The 26,005-nt window shown below is 55.5% G+C and carries 20 protein-coding genes; 11 read left to right on the plus strand and 9 right to left on the minus strand.

Annotation, left to right across the window (positions count from 1 at the left end):
• Positions 1-3: 3 nt before the first annotated feature.
• Positions 4-459, plus strand: a complete 456-nt coding sequence (locus CKK19_RS13365) for a 4Fe-4S dicluster domain-containing protein (RefSeq protein WP_045309001.1) — start codon at positions 4-6, stop codon at positions 457-459.
• Positions 460-466: 7 nt separating this feature from the next.
• Here the strand turns inward: CKK19_RS13365 and avtA are convergent, their stop codons facing one another.
• Together avtA and CKK19_RS13375 are read right to left on the minus strand one after the other, a co-directional pair.
• Entirely contained in the window at positions 467-1,720 is a 1,254-nt protein-coding gene (gene avtA, locus CKK19_RS13370) for a valine--pyruvate transaminase (RefSeq protein WP_063854005.1), read from the minus strand.
• A 242-nt stretch (positions 1,721-1,962) separates the two neighbouring features.
• On the minus strand, positions 1,963-3,993 hold the full coding sequence (locus CKK19_RS13375) for an alpha-amylase (RefSeq protein ID WP_063854004.1): 2,031 nt from the start codon (positions 3,991-3,993) through the stop codon (positions 1,963-1,965).
• Between the two features lie 313 nt (positions 3,994-4,306).
• Between CKK19_RS13375 and CKK19_RS13380 the strand changes: the two genes are divergently transcribed.
• Positions 4,307-5,131, plus strand: coding sequence for a protein bax (locus tag CKK19_RS13380; RefSeq protein WP_022649749.1), 825 nt, complete (start codon positions 4,307-4,309; stop codon positions 5,129-5,131).
• A gap of 35 nt (positions 5,132-5,166) precedes the next feature.
• On the opposite strand, the gene xylR is transcribed toward CKK19_RS13380, so the two are convergent.
• From xylR to xylF, 4 genes are all read right to left on the minus strand, one after another.
• Positions 5,167-6,345 carry a D-xylose utilization transcriptional activator XylR gene (gene xylR / locus CKK19_RS13385; protein WP_038416899.1) on the minus strand — a complete coding sequence of 393 codons (1,179 nt, stop codon included), beginning with the start codon at positions 6,343-6,345 and terminating at the stop codon, positions 5,167-5,169.
• A 34-nt stretch (positions 6,346-6,379) separates the two neighbouring features.
• Positions 6,380-7,561, minus strand: coding sequence for a xylose ABC transporter permease XylH (xylH, locus tag CKK19_RS13390; RefSeq protein ID WP_003860151.1), 1,182 nt, complete (start codon positions 7,559-7,561; stop codon positions 6,380-6,382).
• Positions 7,539-9,080 carry a xylose ABC transporter ATP-binding protein gene (locus CKK19_RS13395; protein ID WP_063854003.1) on the minus strand — a complete coding sequence of 514 codons (1,542 nt, stop codon included), beginning with the start codon at positions 9,078-9,080 and terminating at the stop codon, positions 7,539-7,541. The genes xylH and CKK19_RS13395 overlap by 23 nt, the downstream gene beginning before the upstream one ends.
• 72 nt (positions 9,081-9,152) lie before the next feature.
• Positions 9,153-10,145: a D-xylose ABC transporter substrate-binding protein gene (gene xylF / locus CKK19_RS13400; protein WP_022649746.1), complete on the minus strand. Its 993-nt coding sequence runs from the start codon at positions 10,143-10,145 to the stop codon at positions 9,153-9,155.
• A gap of 371 nt (positions 10,146-10,516) precedes the next feature.
• Here xylF and xylA point away from each other — a divergent pair, with 371 nt between their 5' ends.
• Positions 10,517-11,839, plus strand: coding sequence for a xylose isomerase (gene xylA, locus CKK19_RS13405; protein WP_026080557.1), 1,323 nt, complete (start codon positions 10,517-10,519; stop codon positions 11,837-11,839).
• Between the two features lie 59 nt (positions 11,840-11,898).
• Complete coding sequence (gene xylB / locus CKK19_RS13410; protein WP_022649744.1) at positions 11,899-13,353, plus strand: xylulokinase; 1,455 nt, start codon at positions 11,899-11,901, stop codon at positions 13,351-13,353.
• 52 nt (positions 13,354-13,405) lie between these two features.
• Here the strand turns inward: xylB and CKK19_RS13415 are convergent, their stop codons facing one another.
• Positions 13,406-14,401, minus strand: coding sequence for an acyltransferase (locus tag CKK19_RS13415; RefSeq protein ID WP_063854002.1), 996 nt, complete (start codon positions 14,399-14,401; stop codon positions 13,406-13,408).
• A 184-nt stretch (positions 14,402-14,585) separates the two neighbouring features.
• Here CKK19_RS13415 and CKK19_RS13420 point away from each other — a divergent pair, with 184 nt between their 5' ends.
• From CKK19_RS13420 to glyS, 3 genes are all read left to right on the plus strand, one after another.
• Positions 14,586-14,891, plus strand: a complete 306-nt coding sequence (locus CKK19_RS13420; protein WP_022649742.1) for a YsaB family lipoprotein — start codon at positions 14,586-14,588, stop codon at positions 14,889-14,891.
• Positions 14,892-15,051: 160 nt separating this feature from the next.
• Entirely contained in the window at positions 15,052-15,963 is a 912-nt protein-coding gene (gene glyQ, locus CKK19_RS13425) for a glycine--tRNA ligase subunit alpha (protein WP_003860141.1), read from the plus strand.
• A gap of 9 nt (positions 15,964-15,972) precedes the next feature.
• A complete protein-coding gene (glyS, locus tag CKK19_RS13430; RefSeq protein ID WP_022649741.1) occupies positions 15,973-18,042 on the plus strand; it encodes a glycine--tRNA ligase subunit beta in 2,070 nt (689 codons plus the stop codon).
• Between the two features lie 189 nt (positions 18,043-18,231).
• Here the strand turns inward: glyS and fadA are convergent, their stop codons facing one another.
• Positions 18,232-19,395, minus strand: a complete 1,164-nt coding sequence (gene fadA / locus CKK19_RS13435; RefSeq protein ID WP_047626225.1) for an acetyl-CoA C-acyltransferase FadA — start codon at positions 19,393-19,395, stop codon at positions 18,232-18,234.
• Positions 19,396-19,404: 9 nt separating this feature from the next.
• On the minus strand, positions 19,405-21,594 hold the full coding sequence (gene fadB / locus CKK19_RS13440; protein ID WP_023307160.1) for a fatty acid oxidation complex subunit alpha FadB: 2,190 nt from the start codon (positions 21,592-21,594) through the stop codon (positions 19,405-19,407).
• A gap of 190 nt (positions 21,595-21,784) precedes the next feature.
• On the opposite strand from fadB, the gene pepQ reads away from it, so the two are divergent.
• The 4 genes from pepQ to hemG are packed head-to-tail and all read left to right on the plus strand — an operon-like array spanning position 21,785 to position 25,779.
• Positions 21,785-23,116 (plus strand): Xaa-Pro dipeptidase, encoded by a 1,332-nt coding sequence (pepQ, locus tag CKK19_RS13445; RefSeq protein ID WP_017382602.1) that lies wholly within the window; start codon positions 21,785-21,787, stop codon positions 23,114-23,116.
• Positions 23,116-23,730 carry an IMPACT family protein gene (locus tag CKK19_RS13450; protein WP_015572737.1) on the plus strand — a complete coding sequence of 205 codons (615 nt, stop codon included), beginning with the start codon at positions 23,116-23,118 and terminating at the stop codon, positions 23,728-23,730. Before pepQ ends, CKK19_RS13450 begins: the two co-directional genes overlap by 1 nt.
• 41 nt (positions 23,731-23,771) lie before the next feature.
• Positions 23,772-25,223 (plus strand): Trk system potassium transporter TrkH, encoded by a 1,452-nt coding sequence (trkH, locus tag CKK19_RS13455; RefSeq protein WP_022649737.1) that lies wholly within the window; start codon positions 23,772-23,774, stop codon positions 25,221-25,223.
• A gap of 10 nt (positions 25,224-25,233) precedes the next feature.
• Entirely contained in the window at positions 25,234-25,779 is a 546-nt protein-coding gene (hemG, locus tag CKK19_RS13460; protein WP_063854001.1) for a menaquinone-dependent protoporphyrinogen IX dehydrogenase, read from the plus strand.
• Positions 25,780-26,005: the final 226 nt, after the last annotated feature.

Raw genomic sequence — 26,005 nt, forward strand, 5'->3', positions numbered from 1 at the left:
CTGATGAACCGATTTATTCTGACGGATCCTGAAAAATGTATCGGGTGCCGCACCTGTGAGGTGGCGTGCATGATGTCGCATCAAAGCAGCGCCACGCCAGAAGCGTTTACGTCACGTATCCGCGTGGTTAAGGGGGGAACCTTCACCACGGCCGTGGGCTGCCACCAGTGTGAAGATGCGCCCTGCGCGAATGTCTGCCCGACGGGGGCCATTCACCGTGCTGCGGGAGCCTGGCTCGTTGAGCAGGCTCGCTGTATCGGCTGCAAAAGCTGTATGGTGGCGTGCCCGTTCGGGGCAATGCAGGTTCGGGTTGTGGGAGATCGCGTTCAGGCGCTGAAATGTGATTTGTGCATGCATCGCGAGGGCGGTCCCGCCTGCGTCGAAGCCTGTCCCACCCACGCGCTGCGCTGCATAGACCCCGCCAGACTACGCGTGGAACGGCTGCGTAATCTGGCCTGAGGTTTTATTAACCGGCCTCGCGCCAGGCGTTCTCAATCTCTTCGGCGAGAATTTTCACACCCGCTTCGATTTTTTCCGGGTCCGGGACGTAGTTCATGCGCATGCACTGGTGCGTATGCGGCCACGGCTTATCCAGACCCGGGAAGAAGTAATCCCCCGGGACCATCAGCACGCCACGCTTTTTCAGACGCTGATAAAGCAGCTCTGTCGTAATGGGCAGATCCTTAAACCACAGCCACAGGAAAATTGCCCCTTCCGGTTTATGGATCAGGCAGCGTTCCTCCGGTAAGTAGCGGCGAAGGATGGCGATAGTTTCCTGAACGCGCTGAGAGTAAAACGGCTTGATCACCTCATTTGACAGGCGCAGCAGGTCGTTACGCCTGATCATCTCGCACATCATCGCCGGGCCGATGCCGCCAGGGGAAAGGCTGATAATGCCGTTCATGTTGGTAATGGCGGTGACGATTTTCTCGTTAGCAATGATAATGCCGCAGCGGCTGCCCGGCAGGCCCAGCTTGGAGAGGCTCATGCAGAGGATGATGTTCGGGTTCCACAGCGGACGCGCTTCGCTGAAGATGATACCCGGGAACGGTACGCCATAGGCGTTATCGATCACCAGCGGGATGCCGTGCTGATTCGCCAGCGCATCCAGCTTCATCAGCTCGTCGTCGGTGATCACGTTCCCCGTCGGGTTGGTGGGACGAGATACGCAGATCATGCCCGTCTCTTCACCGATATGCAGATGTTCAAAATCGACGTGATATTTGAACTGGCCCTCTGGCAACAACTCGATATTCGGACGTGCGGAAACAAACAGGTCTTCTTCGAGGCCGGCATCGGCATAGCCGATATACTCCGGAGCCAGCGGGAACAGCACTTTTTTCGTGGTGCCGTCGGCGCGGCGTCCGGCGAACAGATTGAATAAGTAGAAAAACGCGCTCTGACTGCCGTTTGTCAGTGCAATGTTCTGTGGTTCGATATCCCAACCCAGCGCTTCCCGCAGCATTGCCGCCAGAAGCGTCAGTAGTTCTGTTTTACCCTGAGGGCCGTCGTAATTACATAGCGCATCGGTTGCTTTACCGTTTTCCAGCATGTCTGCCAGCAGCGTCTGGAAGTAGGTGTTCATCTCCGGAATTTGAGCCGGGTTTCCACCGCCAAGCATGATAGCGCCTGGGGTGCGCAGCCCGTCGTTGAGGTCCTCCATCAGGCGGGTAATGCCTGAATGGCGGGTAAATTTGTCGCCGAATTGTGAAAACGTCATAGCAGGTGATCTGTCGGGCTTAATATGAAAGGCAGTAACCATAACGCCAGCACCGTGTTGGTGCAAATCGGCGGATGTGGTCGGATTTGTTGTTTTGTATGGTGGAGAGGGATTATTGCAGTGAATCCTTCTGATGAATGTACCCCTCACCCCGACCCTCTCCCCAAAGGGGCGAGGGTGAAAGACCGCACCGTGCAATCCCCTTGCCCCTTAGGGGAGAGGATTAGGGTGAGGGGGCTGTTCTACTGATTACCCGCCCACACCACCATCACCTTATCGCCCTTGTGCTCGCGCACAAAGCCGTAGCCTTCTTTCATTGACAGCGTTGTTTGCTTGCCTTCACCCACAGCCGGATGACGGGCGCGGAACTGCCCCAGAAGCTGCCAGTGGGCGACAGTTAACGCCTGTTTACCTGTGACGTCCTGCCAGTTCATATCCGAACGGGTTCCCTGTAGCGGATCGGAGCCTGTCGGGCCAAATGGACGCTCTGATTCATCGCCGTAATAGATCTGCACGCTTCCCGGCGCCAGCAGCAGTAACTCAGCGGCGCGCTGGCCCCCTTCACGGAACAGACGCGTATCGTGGGAGGAGAGATAGCTCAGCACATTAAAACTTTGCAGCTTTTCTGCCATTTGCTGCCAGGTCAAATCCATATCTGCCAGACAGTCCACTGCTTTCGCCGCCTGCTCCTGATAGTCAAAGTTGATCATCGCATCGAAGCCGTGGCGGTAATAATCGCTCTGCATCACGCCGTGGCCCCAGGATTCACCGGTCATCCAGAACGGCGCATCGTCGATTTTTTTGTCCGGGTTGGCGGCTTTCCACGCGGCCAGCGCCTGGCTGGCCTGGTTTTTCAGTTGCTGCCAGGCTTCAGGCTCAACGTGCTTAGCGGTATCGACCCGGAAACCGTCGATGCCGTAGTCACGTACCCACTGGCTAAGCCAGTGGGTCAGGTAATCTCGCGGCGTGAAATTCGTCATCACTTTCGCGTTGGTGTCGGGCTTGTGTTGATAAAAGTTCGGCAAACCTGACGGGGTTTTTGATTCCGTTTTCAGATCCGGCAGGAAGGCCAGGGACATGGTCAAGTCGTCAAAGCCCGGGTTGTCGTAATCACCGATATCGGTACGGATCCATTTTTTACCCCACCATTTTTCCCATGCGGCTTTGTCACTGAAGTTGATGTAATCGTTGAAGCTGTGCCAGCTTTGACCCGCGCCTGGCTTCCAGTCAGTCCAGCGTTCGCCGAGCGTTTTTTTCAGCTCATCTCCCTGTAAATAGAGTGCGCCAAACTGATATTCCTGCATATCTGCAAGCGTCGCATAGCCCGCGTGGTTCATGACAACGTCAAACAGGACGCGGATACCGCGCCTGTGCGCGTCGTCGACAAGCTGGCGTAAATCATCTTCGTTGCCCATGTTGGCGTCGAGTTTCGTCCAGTCCTGGGTGTAATAACCGTGATACGCGTAGTGGGGGAAATCCCCTTTGGTGCCGCCGCCAACCCAGCCGTGGATCTGCTCCAGCGGGGAGCTTATCCAGAGCGCATTCACGCCCAGTTGCTGAAGGTAATCCAGTTTGCTGGTAAGCCCTTTCAGATCGCCGCCGTGGAAAGTACCTATCTCCTGCATACCATCTTTATGGCGGCCATAGCTGTTGTCGTTGGTGGGGTCGCCATTCACGAAGCGATCGGTCAGCACGAAATAGACGGTGGCGTTTTGCCAGCTGAACGGCGCGGGTTTGTCCGTTTCGGCGCGCTCAAGCAGCAGCAGGCCATTGCTGTTGGCGGCTGGCTGAAGAGTCACTTTGCCATTTTGAACGGTCGCGGTCTGTTTGCTGTAAAAATCACGCACCACCGTGCCTTCCGGGAACGTGTTAACGACGTCGATCGTGAGCGGTTTGCCGTCCCACTTCGGGCACTGGCGGGTAACGTTTGCGACAGGCTGTGGCGCCGCACTTTGTACCGTCAGCATCAGCGTCGGCGTTCCAGAGCGCGTATCAATACGCATCTGATAAACGCCGTCACGGAATAATCGCCACTGCGGTAGCGTGCCTTCGCACGGTTTGAGCGACAGCATCTCGTTGAGCTTAATGGCCTTTGTCGGCTGCCAGCACGCGTTGTCAAGACTCAACGTCAGTGGACGGGTACCCTTCGCAAGCGTTGCCTGGCTGGTAAAGACGCCGGTACCTTCAGCGTTGAATGCGTCAAATCCCGGCGATGACCAGTCGGCATGCGCGAATGCGGGTAACATCAGAACAGCTAATGCAGTGCGTTTCATTCCATTTTCCTGTCGCGGCATTTTTGACCAGTGTGCCATTCGGCTCAGGGGAAAAACTCCTCCTCTGAGGCTTTCTGCCAGGAGGACGCGAAGGGATGAGTGATCCCGCGCAAAATTAGGCAGTTATCTGCGATATCGCGCACATTTTTCCAGTGTTGGTGCTTTAATGAGCATGTTCCGGATGACATAGTTTCGGAATTGGACTATTTATAGACGTGCTCTTGAAGACTATTTTTGGTACGATTTGAGATTCCGCTCTCAAATTTTGAAGAAAATAAGGTGTTGGAATGCTTATATCCGACCAGGAGACCTAATGATATCGACTCCCATTCGACGATATGGGGCCGCGATACTCATGTTACTCACCATGGCATTTTCAGGTGAGGTGCTTGCAAAGACGCACACGGATACAACGAGTAAGAAAGCCCACGTAATAAAGACGACAAGCAGTAAGGTTAGCAGTAAACAAGAGTATTCTCGCAATAGTGCAAAGAGTAGTTCACTTCCTGATTTGCGAAAATACCCTTCCGGGACACCAAGGAAAAAAGCGTTTCTCCGGACGGTAATGCCTTACATTAAAAGTCAAAATGCCGCGATTACTGCGGATCGTAACTGGCTGATCGCCAAACAGTACGATAGCCGCTGGTCGCCGTCTGAGCGCACTCGCCTGAAAGACATCGCCAAACGCTATAAAGTGAAGTGGAGCGGGAACACGCGTCGTGTGCCGTGGAACACTCTGTTAGAGCGTGTGGACATTATTCCAGGCAGTATGGTCGCGACAATGGCCGCCGCCGAAAGCGGTTGGGGCACCTCGAAGCTGGCGCGCAACAACAACAATCTGTTTGGCATGAAATGCGCAAAAGGTCGTTGTACTAATGCACCCGGCAAGGTGAAGGGCTATTCACAGTTTGAATCGGTGAAAGATTCCGTGAATGCCTATGTGGTGAATCTGAACACCCACCCGGCCTACTCTTCGTTCCGTAAGTCACGCGCGCAGCTGCGTAAGGCGGATCAGGAAGTGACGGCCACGGCGATGATCCACAAGCTGAAAGGTTATTCCACCCAGGGACAGCGCTACAACAACTACCTGTTCTCAATGTACCAGGATAACCAGCGTCTGATTGCCGCACATATGTAATGAAAAACGCCTTCCACTGGAAGGCGTTCTTTTTTCTAGAGCAGGACTTCACTGTACCGTTCCCGGTACTCCTTCGGCGTGGTGTCATACTCTTTCCTGAACACCGAATAGAAATACTGAAGCGACGGGTAGCCGCACATCTGTGAAATCTCGTTGATCGACAGCGAGGTGGAGATCAGCAGACTTCGCGCTTTCTCCAGCTTTTCCGCATGGATCACGGCGTGGATCGTCTCACCGACTTCCTCTTTAAACCGCTTCTCCAGATTCGAACGTGAAATGCCGACCGAATCCAGCACCTGATCGACCTTAATCCCTTTGCAGGCATGATTGCGAATGTAGTGCATCGCCTGAATCACGGCCGGATCGTTTAAGGAACGGTAGTCAGTTGAGCGACGCTCGACCACGCGAACGGGCGGAACCAGCAGACGCTGGAGCGGCAGGGATTCGTTGTCTAACAGTCGGTGCAGCAGCTTCGCGGCCTGATAGCCCATCTGACGGGTACCCTGCGCCACGGATGAGAGCGCCACGCGCGACAGATAGCGCGTAAGCTCTTCGTTATCAATACCAATCACGCACAGCTTTTCAGGCACAGGAATATGCAAATGTTCGCACACCTGTAATACGTGGCGGGCGCGGGCGTCCGTCACGGCGATAATCCCTGTCTGGGGCGGCAGCGTTTGCAGCCAGTCAGCCAGGCGATTCTGTGCGTGCTGCCAGTTTTCTGGCGCGGTTTCCAGCCCCTGATAAACGACGCCGCGATACTTCTCCTGGGCAACCAGCTGGCAGAAGGCATACTCACGCTCCATCGCCCAGCGCTTTCCGCTGGTGGCGGGCAATCCGTAAAACGCAAAACGATGGACGCCTTTCTCCTTTAAATGGAGGAAGGCGGTCTCAACCAGGGCATGGTTATCCGTGGCGATGTAGTGAACGGGGGGGTAATGTTCCGCTGAATGGTAAGAGCCGCCAACGCCCACGATAGGTACGTCGACACCACTCAGCAACTGTTCAATCACGGGGTCGTCAAAGTCAGCGATAACCCCGTCTCCCAGCCAGTCTTTGATGTTCTCCAGACGGGTACGGAAATCTTCTTCGATGAAAATATCCCATTCGGATTGCGACGCCTGCAAATATTCACCAACCCCCTCAACCACCTGACGGTCATAGGCTTTGTTGGCATTGAATAACAACGTAATGCGGTGACGCTTTTCAAACATGGCTCACTTTCCCAAATTAGTCACGATACGGTTCTCAGGCGCGCCGCTTGGTGGCAGAGTCCATCCAGACTGCCAGCAAAAGAATGGCCCCTTTGACGATATACTGCCAAAACGTCGGCACGTCCATCATACTCATCCCGTTATCCAGCGAAGCCATAATAAATGCGCCCATCACCGCCCCCGCCACGCTGCCAATGCCTCCGGCGAGGCTGGTCCCGCCAATCACGCAGGCGGCGATGGCGTCCAGCTCGGCAATATTACCGGCAGACGGGGAACCCGCACCCAGACGTGAGCTGAGGATCAGCCCCGCGATGGCTACCATCAGGCCGTTGATGGCAAAGACGGCGAGTTTGGTGCGCTCGACGTTGATACCAGATAAACGCGCGGCTTCAAGATTGCCGCCGATAGCATAAATACGGCGACCGAATGCGGTACGTGTGGCCATAAACATCCCACCTAACAGCAACAGCGCCAGCAGCAGAACGGGCGTTGGGACACCGCGATAATCGTTTAGCAGCCAGATGGCCCCCAGCACAATCACCGCTGTAAGCGCCTGACGGCCGACAACCGAGGTTGAGGCAGGCGAGGCCAGCCCCAGCGCCTGGCGACGCATGCGTCCTCGCCATTGCCACGCGACAAACGCCATCAGCCCAACCACACCGATCGTAAAACCGACGCCATCAGAGAGGTAGCTTTGGCCAATCTGGGACATCGAGGCGCTGGTCGGGGATACGGTAGTGCCGTTGGTGATCCCAATCAGAATACCGCGGAAGGCCAGCATCCCTGCTAAGGTGACAATAAACGACGGGACTTTACGGTAGGCCACCCACCAGCCGTTCCACGCACCCAGCAGCAGACCCAGTACCAGCGTGACCGCAATCGTCAGCGGCAGCGGCCAGCCGAGCCAGACGTCAAAAATTGCCGCCACGCCGCCGAGCAGACCCATCATCGACCCTACCGACAGGTCAATTTCCGCTGAGATAATCACAAAGACCATCCCCACCGCCAGGATCCCGGTGATGGCGGTCTGACGCAGCAGGTTAGAGACGTTACGTGCGCTCAAATAGGAGCCATCGGTCATCCAGGTAAAGAACAACATGATGACGATAATGGCGGCAATCATTACAAAAACTTGCAGATTCAGCGATTTAAGTCCTGCGAACGCACCGGGCGTCGGAACAGCGACTTTGATATCAGACGGGTTGCTTTTCGACATGGCGTTCGCTCCTTAAGGCAGCTTCCATCACCTGCTCTTGCGTCAGGTTCTGGTTGTTCAGGTTGGCTTTGAGTTTTCCTTCATGCATGACCAGCACGCGGTCGCTCAGCCCCAGCACTTCAGGCAATTCGGACGAGATAACAATGACGGCAATCCCTTGCTGCACAAGCTGGTTGATCAGCTTGTAGATTTCATACTTCGCGCCGATATCGATCCCGCGCGTGGGTTCGTCCAGAATTAAAATGCGCGGATTAAGCAACAGGCAGCGCGCCAGAATCGCTTTCTGCTGGTTGCCGCCGCTCAGGCGACCTATCGCCAGTTCCGGCGAGGAGGTTTTCACCTTGAGCCTGGCAAGTAACTGAAGAATACACTGCTGTTCTGCGGCATCATCCAGGCTGCTCAGCGCGCCGGAAAACTGGCTGAGCGCCGCCAGCGTGATATTTTTTCCCACCGCCATGACCGGCACGATGCCGTCTTTTTTGCGGTCTTCGGGCACCATGGCAATGCCTTTGGCAATGGCCTGCTGGCAGTTGTCGATTTTTACCGGCTGACCGTCGATATAAATTTTGCCTTCCCAGCGCCCCGGCCAGACGCCAAACAGACACTGCACGGCCTCGGTTCTTCCGGCACCCACTAAACCCGCAATACCGAGAATTTCGCCGCGGTGCAGCGAGAAGGAGAGGTTATCCACGCGCTTGATGTGGCGGTTAACGGGATGCCACGCCGTCAGGTTTTCCACGCGCAGGACTTCTTCGCCTATGGTGTGTGGTTCGTTGGGATACAGTGCGGTGAGTTCGCGACCCACCATCATGGTGATGATGTCATCTTCGCTCATGCCTTCTGCTTCACGCGTGCCAATGTGCTGCCCGTCGCGGATGACGCAGATGGTGTCGGAAATAGCTTTCACCTCATTGAGCTTGTGCGAAATATAGATGCAGGCGATACCGTGGTTTTGCAGGTCGCGGATGATATTGAGCAGAACGGCGGTTTCCTGTTCGGTGAGCGAGGCGGTTGGCTCGTCGAGGATCAGCAGGCGTACCTGTTTATTTAGCGCCTTGGCGATCTCCACCAGCTGCTGCTGGCCCAAACCTAAGTCGCCCACGCGCGTATCCGGTGAGATAGCGAGACTCACCTGGGCCAGCAGTTTTTCGCAGCGCAGCGTCATGGTGTCGTAATCCAGTACGCCGTGGCGCGAGAGTTCGACCCCAAGAAAGATATTTTCCAGCACGGTAAGGTGCTTCACCAGCGCCAGCTCCTGGTGAATGATAGCGATGCCTTTACGTTCGGTATCACGAATGTGCGTGGCCTGAAGCACCTCACCGGCAAAGACGATTTCGCCCTCGTAGCTGCCGTGCGGATAGATCCCGCACAGCACCTTCATCAGCGTGGATTTCCCCGAGCCGTTTTCGCCGCACAGCGACATCACTTCGCCGGGGTTCAGCCGCAGGCTTACGTTGTCGACCGCTTTCACCGCCCCGAAGGCTTTGGTGATGCTTTTCATTTCAAGTAAATAAGACATAACTGCTCCGCATAGCCCGACAGATGAACAGGGCAGGTCGATGCGCCCCCGCCGGGCAGGGGCTGCGCTGGATTACAGTTCACTCTTCTTATGGAAACCGTCTTTCACCACCGTGGCGTCAATATTCTCTTTGTTGACTTCGATAGGGGTAAGCAGGCGAGCTGGCACGTCTTTCAGGCCGTTATTTAACGTCGCGTCTGCTTTAGGTTGCTGGCCATTTCCCAGCTCAACGGCAATTTCGGCGGCCGTATTGGCAAGCTCGGTAATGGGCTTATAGACCGTCATAGTCTGGGTACCCGCGATAATGCGTTTTACACCCGCAAGGTCGGCGTCCTGTCCGGAAATAGCGACTTTCCCGGCCAGACCCTGCGCGCTCAGCGCCTGAATGGCGCCCCCCGCAGTGGCGTCGTTAGAGGCCACCACTGCATCGATTTTGTTGTTATTTGCGGTCAACGCGTTTTCCATAATTTTCAGCGCGTTTTCCGGTAACCAGCCGTCAGCCCACTGATCGCCGACGACTTTAATTTTGCCCTCGTCGATATACGGCTTCAGCACTTTCATTTGTCCCTGACGGAACAGTTTGGCGTTGTTATCCACAGGTGAGCCGCCCATCAGGAAATAATTCCCTTGAGGCACTTTTGCGATCAAGCTTTTAGCCTGTAATTCACCCACCTTTTCATTGTCGAACGAAATATAATAATCAATATCCGCATTATTAATCATGCGGTCATAAGCCAGGACTTTTATGCCTTCCTGTTTTGCTTCTTTCACCACGTTGCTTAATACCTGGCCGTTATACGGGATAATGACCAGCACATCGACGCCACGGTTGATCATATTCTCAATTTGCGACATTTGCGTCTCTTCGTTGCCGTTAGCGGACTGAACGAACACCTCCGCGCCGAGAGATTCCGCTTTTTTAACAAAGATATCGCGATCTTTTTGCCAGCGCTCCAGGCGTAAGTCATCAATCGCCATGCCGATTTTGACCTCTTTGGCGTGGCCGGCAAAGCTTGCAAGCAGGAGAGTAGTGCAGAGCGTTAGGGTCAGGTTCTTTATCTTCATAATTATTAGGCCTTTTTGTAGGGGTATGTGTAGCTGAGATAAAAGAAACATTCACTGCTGAGACGCAGCAAATTTTTAACGTGGAAAGGCCTGCTGGCAATTACAGATTTTTATCTTCTCATTACGATATTTGGTTTATTTCTGAATTTATGACCGCGATCGGATTTTAAAAAGCGTAACCTATTAATTACATTTGATTCTGGAATGCGCGCCGAAAAATAGTTTGTCTGCACATTATTTTGCGAGCCAGCGCACAATTGCGCATTCTCTCAATAGCAGTGTGAAATAACGTAATTGAGCAACCTCCAATGTCTATTCACTATTACTCCAGAAGCAAGACCACGCCGCATACCCTGATTATGGAGCTCAATATGCAAGCTTATTTCGACCAACTCGATCGCGTTCGTTTCGAAGGCACGAAAACGACCAATCCTTTAGCATTTCGTCACTACAACCCGGATGAGCTGGTGCTGGGTAAGCGCATGGAAGATCACTTGCGCTTTGCCGCCTGCTACTGGCACACCTTCTGCTGGAACGGTGCCGATATGTTCGGCGTGGGCTCTTTTGACCGTCCATGGCAACAGCCGGGCGAGGCCATTGAGCTGGCGAAGCGTAAAGCCGACGTCGCGTTCGAGTTCTTCCATAAGCTGAACGTACCGTACTACTGTTTCCACGATGTTGACGTGTCGCCGGAAGGGGCGTCGCTGAAAGAGTATCTGAACAATTTTGCGCAGATGGTCGACGTGCTGGCTGAAAAACAGCAGCAAAGCGGCGTGAAGCTGCTCTGGGGTACGGCTAACTGCTTTACCAACCCTCGCTATGGCGCGGGCGCGGCAACCAACCCGGACCCGGAAGTCTTCAGCTGGGCGGCAACCCAGGTCGTGACTGCGATGAACGCCACGCATCAGCTGGGCGGTGAGAACTATGTGCTCTGGGGCGGTCGTGAAGGCTATGAAACGCTGCTGAATACTGACCTGCGCCAGGAGCGTGAGCAGATTGGCCGCTTTATGCAGATGGTGGTGGACCACAAGCACAAAATCGGCTTCCGCGGTACGCTGCTGATTGAGCCAAAACCACAGGAGCCAACCAAGCATCAGTACGACTACGATGTCGCCACCGTGTATGGCTTCCTGAAGCAGTTTGGTCTGGAAAAAGAGATCAAAGTGAACATTGAGGCTAACCACGCCACGCTGGCGGGCCACTCGTTCCATCACGAAATCGCCTCTGCGATTGCGCTGGGCATCTTCGGATCGGTGGATGCGAACCGCGGCGATCCGCAGCTGGGCTGGGATACCGACCAGTTCCCGAACAGCGTCGAAGAGAATGCGCTGGTGATGTACGAAATCATCAAAGCGGGCGGTTTCACCACCGGCGGCCTGAACTTCGACGCCAAAGTGCGTCGCCAGAGCACCGACAAATACGATCTGTTCTACGGGCATATTGGCGCGATGGACACCATGGCGCTGGCGCTGAAGGTGGCGGCCCGTATGATTGAAGACGGTGAGCTGGATAAGCGCGTGGCGAAGCGCTACAGCGGCTGGAACAGTGAGCTGGGCCAGCAAATTTTGAAAGGTCAGTTATCGCTTGCGGAGATCGCGAAGTACGCTGAACAGCATCAGTTGGCACCGCAGCATCAGAGCGGCCATCAGGAACTGCTGGAAAACCTGGTCAATCACTACCTGTTCGATAAATAACAGCATTCATGCCCGGTAAGCGCAGCGCCACCGGGCATTTCTGTCAAAGGAGTCACCACATGTATATCGGGATCGATCTTGGCACGTCGGGGGTGAAAGCCATCCTGTTAAGCGAGCAGGGCGATGTGTTAGCCACGCAGACTGAAAAGTTGCAGGTTTCACGCCCGCAGCCACTTTGGTCGGAACAAGATCCGGAGCAGTGGTGGCAGGCGACGGACCGCGCGATGAAAGCCTTAGGTGAGCAGCACAGCCTGCGCGACGTGAAAGCGCTGGGCATTGCCGGGCAAATGCATGGCGCCACGCTGCTGGATAGCCAGCATCGCGTTCTGCGCCCGGCTATTCTCTGGAACGATGGCCGCTGTGCGGAAGAGTGCGCGATCCTTGAGGAGCGTGTGCCTGCGTCCCGCGAGATTACGGGCAACCTGATGATGCCCGGTTTTACCGCGCCAAAACTCCTGTGGGTGCAGCGCCATGAGCCTGAGATTTTTCGTCAGGTGGCGAAAGTTCTGTTGCCGAAAGACTACCTTCGTTTTCGCATGACGGGGGATTTTGCCAGCGACATGTCTGACGCCGCGGGCACGATGTGGCTCGACGTGGCGAAACGGGACTGGAGCGAAGCGATGCTGGATGCCTGCCAGCTGACGCGCGATCATATGCCTGCGCTGTTTGAAGGCAGTGATATCACGGGCGCTTTGCAGCCTTCTGTTGCTGAACGCTGGAATATGCCAGCCGTACCTGTCGTTGCCGGCGGTGGCGATAATGCGGCGGGTGCGGTCGGCGTGGGGATGGTGGAGACAGGACAGGCCATGCTCTCGCTCGGCACTTCCGGCGTCTATTTTGCGGTCAGTGACGGCTATCGTAGTAACCCTGAAAGCGCCGTACACAGCTTCTGCCACGCGTTGCCGGGTAAATGGCATTTGATGTCGGTGATGCTGAGCGCGGCTTCCTGCCTCGACTGGGCGGCAAAGCTGACCGGAATGGCGGACGTCCCGGCGCTTATCGCAGCGGCACAGCAGGCGGATGATACTGCCGGTGCGGTCTGGTTTTTACCGTACCTTTCCGGCGAGCGGACGCCGCATAACAACCCGGAAGCGAAAGGGGTCTTCTTCGGCCTTACCCATCAGCACGGCCCGGCAGAGCTGGCGCGCGCGGTGCTTGAAGGGGTCGGCTATGCGCTGGCGGACGGCATGGATGTCGTGCATGACTGTGGCCTGACGCCATCCAGCATTACGTTAATTGGCGGCGGAGCACGAAGCAGCTACTGGCGGCAGATGCTTTCCGATATCAGCGGGTTGCAGCTGGACTATCGTACTGGGGGAGATGTTGGTCCGGCGCTCGGTGCGGCACGGCTGGCGCAAATTGCGCTGAACCGGGATAAACCACTGCCCCAGCTTTTGCCCCAGCTGCCGCTTGAACAGCAGCATCGTCCTGATGCGAAAAATCATGCTCGCTACGCTGAAAGACGAGACGTTTTCCGCAAAATCTATCAGCAGCTTTTACCGCTAATGTCATAAACAGGAGCCGGGTGGCGCTAACGTTTACCCGGCCTGCCAGCCTTCAACCGGGTTAGCTCACAAACCTGCGTGTATCGATGCGTTGCAGCAGCATTGAGAGCAGCAGGCTGACAACCAGCGTAACGGTAAATATCCAGACAATATCCAGCACCGGCCAGCTTTTAAGCTCAACGCCGCGGGTGCGCAGGGCGTGGATCACCAGCGCGTGAAAACCGTAAATGCCCAGCGAGTGGCGAGAGATAAACCCCAGCACCGGAAGCGGGCGGTCATTCTGGGTGTTTTTAACCAGAGTCAGCAGCGAAACCGCGCAGATAAAGACCATCGGCCCGCAGTAGAGATACCAGGTATCGGCAAAGTTTCCGCGCCATTGCAGCTCGTGCAGCGTCCCTCGAGAGATAATAAACACACCGGCGATAAATGCTGCCGCGCAAAGCCAGTTTATTCCTCTCTTCTGCGTCTCCATCATGCCGATGGCGCGCCCCAGCATGCCGTACAGCACGTAATAAAACGTATCACCGTTGATATAGAGGTTAACGGGCAGCCATTCAAAGCCATCAATTTTCTGTGAGACGGTATTCGGGTTTGCCACGATCCCGATTATTACCATCAAGGCCAGCAGCATTTTACCGCTAACGTTTTTTACCTGAATTAACGGCGAAACCAGATAGATAACCATTATCGCGAAGAAAAACCACAGATGATAGAACACCGGTTTTTGCAACAAATTGAGCAGGGAACGTTCAGCGTTAATTGAAGTGAACAGGATGATATAGAGCAGCGAAATGGCGCTGTAAAACAGCAAACAGGAGACAATACGGATGAAATGTCTCGGCTGCGCGCTACGCTCGCCAAAAAAGAGAAAACCGGAAATCATAAAGAACAGCGGGACGCTCACGCGTGAGGCTGAGTTCAGAATATTGGCGACATCCCAGTTAACAGGGCTGATACTGTGCGCGTTCGTGACATACCAGGTCGTAGTGTGGATCATCACCACCATCAGACAGGCTATTCCCCGCAGGTTATCAATCCAGTTAATTTTTGACTGCATCAGTTCCTCTGTATTCCTGATAAAGAAAGTGTGACTGCGATTGCGTAAAACTTTTCCCTTGGAAAATTCTGAGTTTAGCCAGGCTGTCTTGTCGGGAGCTGGCGAGATTCGCAGAATGTTGAACATTAATCTATAAACGTGTTGCTACTAAAAATAACAGCCACTGACCAGGGCGGTAATAAAAATGATGATGAAGCGTGGGGCGTCACTCTTTCTGCTGCTTTTATTAGCAGGGTGCAGTGCTTCTCAGGAGGCTCCAGTCCAAAAAGCGCAGCAGGGGAAAATGAGCCCGGAGCGTTCCCTGAATATGGAACAGCTGTGCAGGGATCAGGCGGCTCACCGCTATAATTCCGAAGCACAGAAAATTCATATTAACGGCTTCGAGCGCTTTCAGGGCAGCTATGAACTGAAAGGCTATACGGCGCGTAAAGAGGGCTTTGTCTGCTCTTTTGATGCAGACGGCCAGTTTTTACATCTCTCAATGCGCTAAATTGCTCGTATAAGCAGCAACCAGAGCCTTCGCAGGTTCTGGCTGTAGGGCTTATTCCCCAATTTTCCCTAAACAACCCCGTTTCGTACTGTATATCTTGCAGCCAGCGGGTATACTGATCCCTTCCATTTAAAACCACACGTATCCAGCACGAAATACTATGCAAAAGTTTGATACCAAGACCTTCCAGGGCCTGATCCTGACCTTACAGGATTACTGGGCTCGTCAGGGCTGCACCATTGTTCAACCTTTGGACATGGAAGTTGGCGCAGGCACCTCACACCCGATGACCAGCCTGCGCGCGTTAGGGCCAGAGCCGATGGCGACCGCCTATGTTCAGCCATCCCGTCGTCCGACCGATGGCCGTTACGGCGAAAACCCGAACCGTTTGCAGCACTACTATCAGTTCCAGGTGGTGATTAAGCCATCGCCCGACAACATTCAGGAACTGTACCTCGGGTCACTGAAAGAGCTGGGTATGGATCCGACCATTCACGACATTCGTTTCGTGGAAGATAACTGGGAAAACCCAACGCTGGGTGCCTGGGGTCTGGGTTGGGAAGTGTGGCTGAACGGCATGGAAGTGACCCAGTTCACCTACTTCCAGCAGGTTGGCGGTCTGGAATGTAAACCGATCACCGGCGAAATCACCTATGGTCTGGAACGTCTGGCCATGTACATTCAGGGCGTAGACAGCGTTTACGACCTGGTCTGGAGCGACGGCCCGCTGGGTAAAACCACCTATGGCGACGTGTTCCATCAGAACGAAGTGGAGCAATCCACCTATAACTTCGAATACGCGGACGTGGACTTCCTGTTCACCTGCTTCGAGCAGTACGAGAAAGAAGCCCAGCAGCTGCTGGCGCTGGAGACTCCGCTGCCGCTGCCTGCCTACGAGCGTATTCTGAAGGCTGCCCACAGCTTCAACCTGCTGGATGCCCGCAAAGCGATCTCCGTGACTGAACGTCAGCGCTACATTCTGCGTATTCGTACCCTGACCAAAGCCGTTGCTGAAGCTTACTACGCGTCCCGTGAAGCCCTTGGCTTCCCGATGTGCAACCGAAACAAATAAGAGGCGGCCATGTCTGAGAAAACTTTCCTGGTGGAAATCGGCACTGAAGAGCTGCCACCAAAAGCCCTGCGCAGCCTGGCTGAATCTTTCGCTGCGAACGTCACTGCTGAGCTGGATAACGCTGGCCTGGCGCACGGTAAAATTGAGTGGTTTGCTGCACCGCGTCGTCTGGCGCTGAAAGTGGCAAATCTGGCGGCGTCTCAGCCGGATCGCGAAGTTGAAAAACGTGGCCCGGCCATTGCCCAGGCGTTCGACGCGGAAGGCAAGCCGAGCAAAGCGGCTGAAGGCTGGGCGCGCGGCTGCGGTATCACCGTCGATCAGGCCGAACGTCTGACCACCGACAAAGGTGAATGGCTGCTGTATCGTGCCCATGTGAAAGGCGAAAGCGCGGAAGCGCTGCTGCCAGATATGATTGCGACCTCGCTGGCTAAGCTGCCGATTCCTAAGCTGATGCGCTGGGGAGCGTCTGACGTACACTTTGTGCGTCCGGTTCACACCGTGACCCTGCTGCTGGGCGATACCGTTATTCCGGCGACCATTCTGGGCGTGGCGTCCGATCGCGTGATCCGCGGCCATCGCTTTATGGGCGAGCCGGAGTTCACCATCGACAATGCTGATCAGTACCCGCAGATCCTGCTGGAGCGCGGTAAGGTCATTGCTGACTACGAACAGCGTAAAGCCAAAATCAAAGCTGACGCCGAAGAAGCGGCGCGCAAAATTGGCGGTAATGCCGATCTGAGCGATAGCCTGCTGGAAGAGGTGACCTCTCTGGTCGAATGGCCGGTTGTACTGACCGCGAAATTCGAAGAGAAATTCCTGGCCGTTCCGGCTGAAGCGCTGGTGTACACCATGAAGGGTGACCAAAAGTACTTCCCGGTTTACGCCAACGACGGCCAGCTGCTGCCAAACTTCATCTTCGTCGCGAACATCGAATCGAAAGATCCGAGCCAGATTATCTCCGGTAACGAGAAAGTGGTGCGTCCACGTCTGGCGGACGCCGAGTTCTTCTTCAACACCGACCGTAAAAAACGTCTGGAAGATAACCTGCCGCGTCTGCAAACCGTACTCTTCCAGCAGCAGCTGGGTACGCTGCGCGACAAGACTGACCGTATCGCGGAGCTGTCCGGCTGGATTGCCCGTGAAATTGGTGCCGACGTTAACCACGCTACCCGCGCGGGCCTGCTCTCCAAGTGCGACCTGATGACCAACATGGTGTTCGAATTTACCGACACCCAGGGCGTGATGGGCATGCACTACGCGCGTCATGACGGCGAAGCGGAAGACGTGGCTGTGGCCCTGAACGAGCAATATCAGCCGCGCTTTGCCGGTGACGATCTGCCGTCTAACCCGGTTGCCTGCGCCGTGGCGATTGCCGATAAGATGGACACCCTGGCGGGTATCTTCGGTATCGGTCAGCATCCGAAAGGCGACAAAGACCCGTTTGCGCTGCGTCGTGCTGCGCTGGGCGTGCTGCGCATCATCGTAGAGAAGAACCTCAATCTCGATCTGCAAACGCTGACCGAAGAAGCGGTCCGTCTGTACGGCGATAAGCTGACCAACGCGAAGGTTGTGGATGATGTTATCGACTTTATGCTCGGTCGTTTCCGCGCGTGGTATCAGGACGAAGGTTACTCCGTTGATACCATTCAGGCGGTGCTGGCGCGTCGTCCGACCCGTCCGGCAGATTTCGATGCGCGTATGAAAGCGGTATCCCACTTCCGTACGCTGGAAGCGGCGTCTGCGCTGGCCGCGGCCAACAAGCGTGTATCCAACATCCTCGCGAAATCCGACGAGACGCTGAACGAACGCGTAAACGCTGCAACCCTGAAAGAGCCGGAAGAGATTTCTCTGGCGATGCAGGTTGTGGTGCTGCGCGACAAGCTGGAGCCGTATTTCGCGGAAGGTCGCTACCAGGAAGCGCTGGTGGAGCTGGCGGAGCTACGTGACGTCATTGATGCCTTCTTCGAGAAGGTGATGGTGAACGTGGAAGATAAAGAGCTGCGTATTAACCGTCTCTCGATGCTTGAGAAACTGCGTGAGCTGTTCCTGCGCGTGGCGGATATTTCGCTGCTGCAATAATGTAAAAAACCCGCCCCTGACAGGCGGGAAGAACGGCAACTAAACTGTCTCTCTTCGCCAATGGCGCCATAACTGCGTTGGCTGCGCTCGTTCACCCGAATCACTTACTAATGTAAGCTCATCGGGATTCGCTCGCTTGCCGCCTTGTTCTGACGTCATTGGCTTTAAGATACTTTTCCTTATTTACATTTACACTCTCTCAAACACCGTCGCGATCCCCTGACCCAACCCGATACACATCGTCGCCAGTCCGAACTGGGCATCTTTGCGTTCCATCAGGTTGATCAGCGTGGTGCTGATACGCGCCCCGGAGCAGCCCAGCGGGTGACCGAGGGCTATCGCGCCGCCATTGAGGTTAATCTTCTCGTCGATCTGTTCCATCAGCCCCAGATCTTTAATGCACGGCAGGATCTGCGCGGCGAACGCTTCGTTCATCTCAAAGAGGTCGATATCACTTGCGCTCAGCCCCGCTTTTTTCAGCGCCAGTTTTGACGCCGGGACCGGACCGTAACCCATGATGGAAGGATCGCAGCCCACGACTGCCATCGAACGCACGCGGGCGCGTGGCGTCAGGCCTAATTCGCGGGCGCGGCTTTCGCTCATCACTAACATGGCGGCGGCACCGTCGGACAGGGCAGACGAGGTGCCCGCCGTTACCGTGCCGGTGACCGGATCAAACGCCGGACGCAGGGTAGAAAGCGCTTCAACAGTGGTTTCAGGACGGATAACTTCGTCGTAGCTGAACTGCTTCAGTACGCCGTCTGCGTCGTGACCGCCGGTTGGGATGATCTCATTCTTAAAGGCACCAGACTGCGTGGCGGCCCAGGCGCGGGCATGTGAGCGCGCGGCAAAGGCATCCTGCATTTCACGGCTGATGCCGTGCAGACGGGAGAGCATCTCGGCGGTCAGGCCCATCATACCGGCGGCTTTCGCCACGTTGCGGCTCATGCCCGGATGGAAATCGACCCCGTGGCTCATCGGCACGTGGCCCATGTGCTCCACGCCGCCCACCAGACAGGCCTGCGCATCGCCGGTCATGATCATCCGTGCCGCGTCGTGCAGCGCCTGCATCGACGAACCGCAAAGACGGTTGACGGTGACCGCCGGAACCGAATGCGGGATCTCCGCCAGCAGAGACGCGTTACGGGCGATGTTGAAACCCTGCTCCAGCGTCTGCTGGACGCAGCCCCAGTAAATATCGTCCAGCGCAGCAGGGTCCAGCGCCGGGTTACGCGCCAGCAGGCTACGCATCAGGTGCGCCGAGAGATCTTCCGCACGCACGTTACGGAATGCACCGCCTTTTGAACGGCCCATCGGGGTGCGAATTGCATCAACAATGACAACCTTTTCCATTGTGACTCCTTAAGCCGTTTTCAGCGTGCCAACCGGACGGGCTGGCTCAACTGCTGGATAGTAGGGTTCGTTATGGCGCGCTTTGTTACGCAGACCTTCCGGCACCTCATAAAGCGGACCGAGGTGCTGATATTGCTGAGCCATATCGAGATAGCGAGCGCTGCCGAGCGTATCCAGCCAACGGAACGCGCCGCCGTGGAACGGAGGGAAGCCGAGGCCGTACACCAGCGCCATATCGGCTTCTGCCGGGCTGGCGATAATGCCTTCTTCGAGGCAACGCACTACTTCGTTGATCATCGGGATCATCATCCGGGCGATGATCTCATCGTCAGTGAAGTCGCGTTTTGGCTGACTGACGTCGGCCAGCAGGCCATCCACCGCCGGATCTTCTTCTTTCTTCGGTTTGCCTTTGCTGTCTTCTTTATAGCGCCAGAAGCCCAGACCGTTTTTCTGCCCAAAGCGGTTGGCGTCGAACAGGGCGTCAATGGCGTCGCGATAATCTTTCTGCATGCGCTGCGGGAAGCCCGCCGCCATCACCGCCTGCGCGTGATGGGCAGTGTCGATGCCGACAACGTCCAGCAGGTACGCCGGGCCCATCGGCCAGCCGAACTGTTTTTCCATCACTTTGTCGATTTTGCGGAAGTCTGCGCCGTCGCGCAGCAGCTGGCTGAAACCGGCGAAGTACGGGAACAGCACGCGGTTAACGAAGAAGCCCGGGCAGTCGTTAACGACGATTGGCGTTTTGCCCATCTTGCTCGCCCACGCCACCACTTTGGCGATGGTTTCGTCGGAGGTTTTTTCCCCACGGATCACTTCGACCAGCGGCATGCGATGCACCGGGTTAAAGAAGTGCATTCCGCAGAAGTTTTCCGGACGCTTCAGCACGCTTGCCAGCTCGCTGATAGGAATAGTGGAGGTGTTGGAGGCCAGTACGGTTTCCGGACGTACCTTGTCTTCGGTTTCGGCCAGCACCGCTTTTTTCACTTTCGGGTTCTCGACGACCGCTTCAACCACCACGTCCACACGGTCGAAACCGCTGTATTCCAGTACTGGCTGGATGGTGGAGATCACGCCTGCAAGCTTCAGACCGTCAATTTTGCCGCGCTCAAGCTGTTTATTCAGCAGCTTGGCCGCTTCGGTCATGCCCAGCGTCAGGGATTTCTCGTTGATGTCTTTCATCACTACCGGCACGCCTTTCCAGGCAGACTGGTAGGCGATGCCGCCACCCATAATGCCCGCGCCGAGTACCGCCGCGTGTTTTGGTGTTTCAACGTTTTTGGTGAGTTGTTTGGCTTTGCCCTTCACAAACTGATCGTTAAGGAAGATACCAACCAGCGCGCGGGCTTCGTTGGTGTGCGCCAGCGGGACAAAGCTCTGGTTTTCCAGCTTCAGGGCTTCATCACGGCCCAGACGGGCTGCCGCTTCAATGGTTTTCACCGCCGTGATCGGCGCCGGGTAGTGTTTACCCGCCGTCTGCATCACCATGCCCTTGGCGATGGTGAAGCTCATGGTGGCTTCAATTTTGCTGAGCTTCAACGGCTCCAGCTTTGGCTGACGTTTGGCTTTCCAGTCGAGATCGCCGTTAATCGCCTGACGCAGAATGGCTACAGCGCCTTCAATCAGTTTTTCAGGCTTAACCACGCCGTCCACCAGACCGATTTTCTGCGCCTGTTCCGCGCCGACATCTTTACCTGCGGCAATGATTTCCAGCGCGCTGTCGGCACCCAACATGCGCGGCATACGCACCGAGCCACCAAAGCCCGGCATAATGCCCAGTTTGGTTTCCGGCAGGCCGATGCGCAGGTCTGGGGTCGCCAGACGGTAATCAGTGGCTAACACGCATTCGCAGCCGCCGCCCAGCGCGTAACCGTTAACGGCAGAAAGGGTCGGGACAGGCAGATCTTCCAGACGATTAAAGACGCTGTTCGCAAAGTGCAGCCACTGGCTCAGCTGTTCTTCGGGCACCAGGAACAGCGACAGGAATTCGGTGATATCCGCGCCAACGATAAAGGCCGCTTTGTTGGAGCGCAGCAGCAGCCCTTTCAAATCTGATTGCTTTTCAAGTACATCCAGCGCCTGGCCAAGACTGGCCACCGTCGCGGTATCAAGCTTGTTCACTGAGCCGGGGGCATCGAACACCAGTTCGGCAATGCCATCTTCCAGCCAGTCTACGTACAGGGTGTCGCCTTTGTAGAGCATGTCGGTCTCCTGAATCCAGCAATTGGATCTGGTCATACCAGATGAAACGGAGTGTGGAATTTATGTTAATAAAATGCAAATTAGTCATTAAGAAATTGCTGCGCTGATCACGGTCGGTGGAAATCACGCAGCCGGAGTGAGGTGTGCTAAGATGCGATGACTTGAGGTCAAAAAAACGAAAGGAAGAATGATGGACTCACTGGCTTCGCTTTATAAAAATCATATCGTTACCCTACAGGAACGTACCCGCGATGTACTGGCCCGCTTCAAGCTGGATGCCCTGCTGATCCACTCCGGCGAGCTGATGAATACTTTTCTTGATGACCACGCTTATCCCTTCAAGGTTAACCCGCAGTTTAAAGCCTGGGTGCCTGTCACGCAGGTTCCAAATTGCTGGCTGCTGGTGGATGGCGTGAACAAGCCGAAACTGTGGTTCTACCTGCCGGTCGATTACTGGCACAACGTGGAGCCGCTGCCGACCTCATTCTGGACCGAAGAAATTGACGTGATTGCGCTGCCAAAAGCAGACGGCATTGGCAGCCAGTTGCCAGCGGCGCGTGGGAACATCGGCTACATTGGTCCGGTTCCTGAGCGGGCGCTGGGTCTGGATATTCCGGCAGATAAACTCAACCCGAAAGGCGTGCTGGATTATCTGCACTACTATCGCGCCTACAAGACCGACTACGAACTTTACTGCATGCGTGAAGCGCAAAAAACGGCGGTGAATGGCCACCGTGCGGCGCACGAAGCGTTCCAGTCCGGTATGAGCGAGTTCGATATCAATCAGGCCTACCTGACGGCGACCGGCCACCGCGATACCGACGTGCCGTACAGCAACATCGTGGCGCTGAATGAACATGCCTCGGTTCTGCACTACACCAAACTGGATCATCAGGTTCCGGCTGAGATGCGCAGCTTCCTGCTGGACGCGGGGGCTGAGTACAATGGCTATGCGGCAGACCTGACCCGTACCTGGGCGGCGAATGCGGATACTGATTTTGCGCAATTGATCAAAGACGTGAACGATGAACAGCTGGCGCTGATTGGCACCATGAAGGCCGGAACCAGCTATGTGGATTATCACATCCAGTTCCATCAGCGCATCGCTAAACTGCTGCGTAAGCATCAGATTGTCAAAGACATGAGCGAAGAGGCGATGGTTGAGAACGATTTGACCGGGCCATTTATGCCGCACGGTATCGGCCACCCGCTGGGTTTACAGGTTCATGACGTCGCGGGCTTTATGCAGGATGATACCGGTACGCACCTGGCGGCACCGTCTAAATATCCTTATCTGCGCTGCACCCGCGTTCTGGCGCCGCGTATGGTATTGACCATCGAGCCGGGTATCTACTTTATTGAATCCCTGCTGGCGCCGTGGCGCGAAGGGCAGTTCAGCAAGCACTTCAACTGGGAGAAAATTGAAGCGCTGAAGCCGTATGGCGGCATTCGTATCGAAGATAACGTGGTTATTCACGAGAACAGCATCGAGAACATGACGCGAGATCTGAAGCTGGCCTGATGGAAAGCTGGCTGATACCGGCCGAGCCGGTCACCTTTGTTGAGGAAATCAAGAAAAGCCGCTTTATCACGCTGTTGGCGCATACTGACGGCGTGGAGGCGGCGAAGGCGTTCGTCGAGTCCGTCCGCGCGCAGCACCCCGATGCCCGCCATCACTGTGTGGCGTGGGTCGCAGGGCCGCCAGACGACTCACAGCAGCTCGGGTTTTCTGACGACGGTGAACCGGCGGGTACGGCCGGAAAACCGATGCTATCCCAGTTGATGGGCAGCGGCGTGGGTGAAATCACCGCCGTCGTGGTCCGCTACTACGGGGGCATTTTGTTAGGCACCGGAGGGCTGGTGAAAGCCTACGGAGGGGGTGTCCAGCAGGCGCTTAATCTGCTGATAACAACCCGCAAAACGCCACTTACGGAATATACTTTGTTATGCGATTACGCCCAGCTATCGGGTATCGAAGCACTGCTTAAACAGTTTAACGGCGTCATCGCACACAGTGATTATCAGGCAATGGTGCAATTACGCGTGGCGCTTCCTCAGGCGGAACTGGCTGCTTTTTCAGCAAAACTCGCTGATTTTAGTCGCGGTTCATTGCAATTACTGCCGATTGAAGAATAATCCCCACCTCACAATTTTGAATACCTAAGGAAGCGGCAGAGATGCATTTTCGTGCCATTACCCGAATCGTTGGATTGCTGGTCATACTTTTCTCCGGGACAATGATCATTCCCGGACTGGTGGCGCTCATCTACCGGGACGGCGCGGGGCGTGCATTTACGCAAACCTTTTTTGTCGCGCTGACGATTGGCTCCCTGCTGTGGTGGCCAAACCGCCGTGAGAAAGGTGAACTGAAATCCCGGGAGGGTTTTCTGATCGTGGTCCTGTTCTGGACGGTACTGGGAAGCGTGGGTGCGCTGCCGTTTATCTTCTCTGAACAACCGAATCTCACCGTCACGGATGCGTTTTTTGAATCGTTCTCCGGATTAACGACCACCGGGGCCACCACGCTTGTGGGGCTGGATTCACTCCCGCATGCAATTCTCTTTTACCGGCAGATGCTCCAGTGGTTCGGCGGTATGGGGATCATCGTGCTGGCGGTGGCTATCCTGCCGATTCTGGGCGTCGGGGGGATGCAGCTTTACCGGGCTGAAATGCCTGGCCCGTTGAAAGATAACAAGATGCGCCCGCGTATTGCGGAGACGGCGAAAACCCTTTGGCTTATTTATGTCCTGCTGACGGTGGCCTGCGCGCTGGCGCTGTGGTTTGCCGGGATGCCTGCGTTTGATGCCATCGGGCACAGCTTTGCCACTATCGCTATCGGCGGGTTCTCCACCCACGATGCCAGCGTTGGGTACTTCGACAGCCCGACGATCAATACCATCATTGCCATCTTTTTGCTGATCTCAGGCTGTAACTACGGTCTACACTTCTCGTTGCTTAGCGGACGGAGCCTGAAGGTGTACTGGCGCGACCCGGAATTCCGGATGTTTATTGGCGTCCAGTTGACCCTGGTGATCATCTGTACCCTGGTACTATGGTTCCACGATGTCTATAACTCGGCGGTCACGACCCTGAACCAGGCCTTCTTCCAGGTGGTATCGATGGCGACAACCGCCGGTTTCACCACGGACAGTATTGCGCGTTGGCCGCTGTTCCTGCCGGTGCTGCTGTTGTGCTCTGCGTTTATCGGCGGCTGTGCCGGGTCGACGGGCGGCGGCCTGAAGGTGATCCGTATTCTGCTGCTGTTCAAGCAGGGGAACCGTGAACTTAAACGTCTCGTCCACCCGAATGCGGTTTACAGCATCAAGCTGGGCAATCGTGCACTGCCGGAGCGTATCCTCGAAGCGGTGTGGGGATTCTTCTCCGCTTATGCGCTGGTCTTTATTGTCAGTATGCTGGCGATTATCGCCACGGGCGTGGATGATTTCTCTGCCTTCGCCTCTGTGGTGGCAACGTTAAACAACCTGGGGCCGGGGCTGGGTGTCGTGGCGGATAATTTCGCCAGTATGAACCCGGTGGCAAAGTGGATCTTAATCGCCAATATGCTGTTTGGTCGTCTTGAGGTCTTTACGCTGCTGGTGCTGTTTACCCCAACATTCTGGCGTGAGTAAGGAGACATTGGTGAAAACGTTAATTCTTTTCTCAACGCGTGATGGGCAAACGCGTGAGATTGCTTCATATCTGGCTTCTGAACTCAAAGAGCTGGGCATTTATTCTGATGTGGTGAACCTGAATCGCACTGAACAGATTGCCTGGCAGGATTACGACCGTGTGGTCATTGGCGCTTCAATTCGTTACGGTCATTTCCATCCGGCGCTGGATCGCTTTGTGAAAAAGCATACGGCGGAGCTCGCTAAGCTGCCCGGCGCGTTTTACTCGGTCAACCTGGTTGCCCGTAAAGCAGAGAAGCGTACACCGCAGACTAACAGCTATACGCGCAAGTTTTTGCTGAGCTCGCCATGGCAGCCCGATATCTGTTCTGTCTTTGCGGGCGCGCTGCGTTACCCGCGTTACCGCTGGTATGACCGCTTTATGATCCGCCTGATCATGAAGATGACGGGCGGGGAAACGGATACGCGTAAAGAAGTGGTTTATACCGACTGGGATCAAGTGGCCAGTTTTGCCCGTGAAATTGCACGTTTAACGGACGATTCGCGGGTTGAATAAGCGTTGAGTTTGAAAAGTGAGCGAACGAAAAGTTTTTTGTATTTAGTGCTTGTCACTTCAGAAGAACTCCCTATAATGCGCCTCCACTGACACGGAACAACGGCATACACGCCGCCGGGTCAGCAGAGAAAAGCAAAATAAACGCTTGACTCTGAAGCGGGAAAGCGTAATATGCACACCCCGCGCCGCAGCGAAAACGTAGCGGCACTGCTCTTTAACAATTTAT

Source organism: Enterobacter sp. CCUG 70166, from assembly GCF_020224095.1.
GTDB lineage: Bacteria > Pseudomonadota > Gammaproteobacteria > Enterobacterales > Enterobacteriaceae > Enterobacter > Enterobacter intestinihominis.

Bases quoted from the DNA above. Each gene is read 5' to 3' on its own strand.
- fadB (WP_023307160.1), bottom strand. From the start codon at position 21,594: ATGCTCTACAAAGGCGACACCCTGTACGTAGACTGGCTGGAAGATGGC.
- glyS (WP_022649741.1), top strand. From the start codon at position 15,973: ATGTCTGAGAAAACTTTCCTGGTGGAAATCGGCACTGAAGAGCTGCCA.
- glyQ (WP_003860141.1), top strand. From the start codon at position 15,052: ATGCAAAAGTTTGATACCAAGACCTTCCAGGGCCTGATCCTGACCTTA.
- CKK19_RS13450 (WP_015572737.1), top strand. From the start codon at position 23,116: ATGGAAAGCTGGCTGATACCGGCCGAGCCGGTCACCTTTGTTGAGGAA.
- CKK19_RS13365 (WP_045309001.1), top strand. From the start codon at position 4: ATGAACCGATTTATTCTGACGGATCCTGAAAAATGTATCGGGTGCCGC.
- xylH (WP_003860151.1), bottom strand. From the start codon at position 7,561: ATGTCGAAAAGCAACCCGTCTGATATCAAAGTCGCTGTTCCGACGCCC.
- xylR (WP_038416899.1), bottom strand. From the start codon at position 6,345: ATGTTTGAAAAGCGTCACCGCATTACGTTGTTATTCAATGCCAACAAA.
- CKK19_RS13380 (WP_022649749.1), top strand. From the start codon at position 4,307: ATGATATCGACTCCCATTCGACGATATGGGGCCGCGATACTCATGTTA.
- CKK19_RS13375 (WP_063854004.1), bottom strand. From the start codon at position 3,993: ATGAAACGCACTGCATTAGCTGTTCTGATGTTACCCGCATTCGCGCAT.
- CKK19_RS13420 (WP_022649742.1), top strand. From the start codon at position 14,586: ATGATGATGAAGCGTGGGGCGTCACTCTTTCTGCTGCTTTTATTAGCA.
- trkH (WP_022649737.1), top strand. From the start codon at position 23,772: ATGCATTTTCGTGCCATTACCCGAATCGTTGGATTGCTGGTCATACTT.
- avtA (WP_063854005.1), bottom strand. From the start codon at position 1,720: ATGACGTTTTCACAATTCGGCGACAAATTTACCCGCCATTCAGGCATT.
- xylA (WP_026080557.1), top strand. From the start codon at position 10,517: ATGCAAGCTTATTTCGACCAACTCGATCGCGTTCGTTTCGAAGGCACG.
- pepQ (WP_017382602.1), top strand. From the start codon at position 21,785: ATGGACTCACTGGCTTCGCTTTATAAAAATCATATCGTTACCCTACAG.
- xylB (WP_022649744.1), top strand. From the start codon at position 11,899: ATGTATATCGGGATCGATCTTGGCACGTCGGGGGTGAAAGCCATCCTG.
- CKK19_RS13395 (WP_063854003.1), bottom strand. From the start codon at position 9,080: ATGTCTTATTTACTTGAAATGAAAAGCATCACCAAAGCCTTCGGGGCG.
- fadA (WP_047626225.1), bottom strand. From the start codon at position 19,395: ATGGAAAAGGTTGTCATTGTTGATGCAATTCGCACCCCGATGGGCCGT.
- CKK19_RS13415 (WP_063854002.1), bottom strand. From the start codon at position 14,401: ATGCAGTCAAAAATTAACTGGATTGATAACCTGCGGGGAATAGCCTGT.
- xylF (WP_022649746.1), bottom strand. From the start codon at position 10,145: ATGAAGATAAAGAACCTGACCCTAACGCTCTGCACTACTCTCCTGCTT.